Below are 1,122 nucleotides of genomic sequence, written 5' to 3'. Positions count from 1 at the left end.
CGCCGTAGCTGAGTGTCTGCGCTTCGTCCGCCATGCCGGCCACCGAGGTCTGGTAGCTGGTGCCGCCGTCGCTGCGCCGCGCCACCGAGGCCGACGCCGAGGCCGCCCGCGGCCCCGTGCCCAACGGTATGGAGACCGTGAACATCACGATGTTGGCCATCGTGGCCGCCTGGGCCGGGCCGCCCAGCGGCTGCGAGCCCAGGCCGAACAGCGCGCCGGTGCGCTGTCGCCCGATGCTCACGCCATAGCTGACGGAACGGTAGGTGTTGTTGTAGCTGAACTGGAACTGCGTGTCGCGGTCCTTGTCGACGCCGTGGTAGTCGCTGACGCCCGCCGTGAGGAACAGCTGGCCGTAGTTGCCGAGGCTCTGGCTGACGTTGGCGACGATCTGGCTGCGCAGCTGGAAGGTGCTCGAGCGCCAGACCTGTCCGCTGTCATGCGCGCTGAGGGAACCGAGCGCATCGGCCATCTCGCGGAATCCGTCGGTCGAGTAGCGGTAGCCCGCGAGAGCGAAGTTGGTGCCCGTGGGCTGGAAGGACTGGCTGTAGGTCAGCTCCGCGCGCCAGCCGGTCAGGTTGCTCCCGCCGGCCGGGTCCTTGGCGATCGAGTAGGTCGCATTGGCGCCGAGCGCGCCGATCGGCGTTCCCATCACGGCACCGGCCAGCAGCGCCTGGTAGTCACCGGCCGCGCGGACGCCTGCGTTCGCGGTCAGCGAATTGGTGAGACCGCGCTGATAGGTCAGTTCGCCGAAGGCGGCCCGGCTGTCGGCGACGTTGCGCACGCGCCCCACCGTGGCAGCATAGCGCGACGCGCCCGGGCGCATCGAATCGGGCACGGCGGAAAACGGGACCCTGAAGCTCGACACGCGGCCATCGGCCTCCGTGACGATGACCTGCAGGTCGCCCTGGAAGCTGGTCGGGTACAGGTCGTCGATGACGAAGGGCCCGGGCGCGACGGTGGTCTGGTAGATCTCGTTGTTGCCCTGGCGCACCACCACCCGCGCGTTGGTCGAGGCGATGCCGCGTACCACCGGCGCGAAGCCGCGCTGGGAATCCGGCAGCATGCGCTCGTCGGTGGCCACCTGGGCACCTTCGAAGCCGACCGAGCTGAACAGCGTGCCGC

1 protein-coding gene is annotated in these 1,122 nt (G+C 69.8%); it reads right to left on the bottom strand.

Annotated features, from left to right (window positions below; genetic code table 11):
• Window positions 1-1,122 (bottom strand): fimbria/pilus outer membrane usher protein (locus AC1D2K_RS35020; RefSeq protein ID WP_478095065.1); only part of this gene is annotated, 1,122 nt, incomplete at both ends.

Source organism: Variovorax sp. P1_H12_2 (assembly GCF_056405335.1).
This window is presented reverse-complemented; position numbering and strand designations above follow the sequence as displayed.